The organism is Rhizobacter sp. P3_B12 (genome assembly GCF_056402895.1).
Window position 1 is genome coordinate 1 of record NZ_JBFUGN010001009.1, and the last position, 2,185, is coordinate 2,185.

At 77.0% G+C, this 2,185-nt stretch carries 1 protein-coding gene; it reads right to left on the reverse strand.

Annotated elements, in window-relative coordinates; all coding sequences use genetic code 11:
* Positions 1-2,185 (reverse strand): ATP-binding protein (locus AC1D01_RS31330; RefSeq protein WP_477873408.1); only part of this gene is annotated, 2,185 nt, incomplete at both ends.

The following is a 2,185-nucleotide window of genomic DNA, read 5'->3' on the forward strand; positions in this document are numbered from 1 at the left end:
GGCCAGCTCGCAGGCCTCGGCGATCGTCAGCAGCTCGCCCTCGGCCTGCCAGGCCGCGAGTTCGGCGGCATCGGGGTGCCGCGCCAGCAGCCCGGCCAGCCGCGCCCGGTCGGCCTCTTCATTCGGCTGCCGCACCAGCCGGCCGCGCTCGCGGTAGTTGCGCACCGAGGCGCCCGCCAGCCGCGCGGCCGCGTCGGTGCGGCCCGACAGCGCATGCAGCACGCCGAACAGGTCGAGCATCGACCACATGCAGCTGTCCTCGGGCAGGCGCCGCAGCCGCCGCGCGCACTCGCCGACGACGGCCCGCGCGCRCACGACCTCGCCCTGGTCGAGCAGCGCCCCCACCAGGTTCGCGAACAGCGTGAACTCGTTGGCCGACGCCCGCCCGGGCGGCAGCCGCGTGAGCAGCGCCTCGCCGCGCCGGATCGCGTCGGCGCTGCGGCCGGTGTGGCGGTCGATGTCGACCAGGTTCGCACCGGTGCGCAGCATGCCTTCGAGGTAGCCGTCGCGCTCGCACAGCAGCGCGAGCGACAGCAGGCTCTCGCGGCCGCGCTCGGCGTCGCCGCCGGTGAAGTCGAGCACCGCCTCGGTGGTGCGGCCGTGCACCAGCACCGGTGCCGGCCAGCGCGGATCCTCGATCGCCTTCGCGCGCGCCAGCGCCCGCCGCGCCTCGGGGTGGTCGAGACGCCAGTTCAGCGCGAACTCGGCCCAGGCCAGGTACTCGCCGCGCGCATCGCCCAGCTCGGCGTAGCGCTGCGCGGCCAGCTCGGCCGCGGCCCGGCAGCGCAGCGGGTATTCGGTGCTGTGCGCCCGGGCCAAGCCCTCCCAGAAGCGCGCGAGCACCTGCAACGGCAGGCCGTCGGAGAGCCGGCCGACCAGCGCTTCGCCGCGCTCGCGGGCCTCGGCATGCAGCAGCAGCGCCCCCCACAGCGGTGACGACGAGCCGTACAGCGCGACGGCCGTGTCCGGGTCGTTCGCGGTGGCCTCGTCCAGCGCGGCGCGCAGGTCGTCGAGTTCGGGCGCCCAGCGGTCGCGCCAGGCGCCGGGCGCGCCGTGCGGGTTCGAGCGCCAGTGGTCCTCGTAGGCCTCGTCGAACACCGCGCACATGCCACGCGCGAAGGCGGCCCGCACGGCGGCCGCTTCACCCGAGGCCTGCAGCCTGTCGAGCGCGTACAGCCGGATGCTCTCCGGCAGGCGGTAGCGCGGTGCGCTTGCCCGGTCGACGCTCAGCAGCGAGCGGTCGGCCAGGTCGAGCAGCGTCTCGATGACGCGCGGTGCCGGCAGGTCGTCGTCGGCCAGGCACAGCGCGGCGCGGTCGAGCTCGAACGCCCCCGGGAACACGCCGAGCCGGCGGAACACCTGCTGCTCGGCCGGCGACAGCAGCCCGTGGCTCCAGTCGAGCGCCGCGGCGAGCGCGTTCTGCCGCGAGGCCGGCACCTGCGGCAGCGGTGCGAGCAGCCCGAGGCGCTGCTGCAGCCGCTCGGCCAGCGCGGTCAGGCCGAGCGCGGGCAGCCGGGCCGCGGCCAGCTCGATCGCGAGCGCGTTGCCATCGAGCCGGCGGCAGATGTCGGTGGCGGCATCGATGCTGCGCGCGTCGCCGGCCAGCGGGCTGCCGGCACCGGCCGCGCGTTCGGCCAGCAGCTGCACCGCATCGCAGCGCGCGGCCTCGTCGAGCGACGCCCCCTCGGGCGGCAGGCCGAGCGGCCCGAGCCGCAGCAGCCGGTGCGCCGGATCGCGCAGCGGCACCTGGCTGGTCACCAGCACCGACACGCGCGGCGTCGCCTGCACCAGCGCGCCGGCCAGCCGCGCCACCTCGGGCGCCAGGTGGTCGGCGTTGTCGAGCACCAGCAGCAGCGAGCGCGGCTTCAGGCGCCGCACCAGTGCCGCCAGCGTGTCCTCGCCGGCCACCGGCTTCAGGCCGAGCGTGCCGGCGATCAGCGGGGCGATCTGCGCGCCGTCGGTCAGCGGTGCGAGGTCGATCCACCAGCTGCCGTCGGGGTGGCGGGCGCGGCGCCGGGCGGCGGCGGCCATCGCGAGGTGRGTCTTGCCGACGCCGGGGCCGCCGCACACCGTCACCAGCGGGTGCGCGTCGAGCAGCGCGCCCAGCTCGGCCAGTTCATGGGCGCGGCCGATCAGCGCCGGCGTGCGGGCGGGCAGGTTGCCGGGGGTCTCGTCGGGCTCCGGC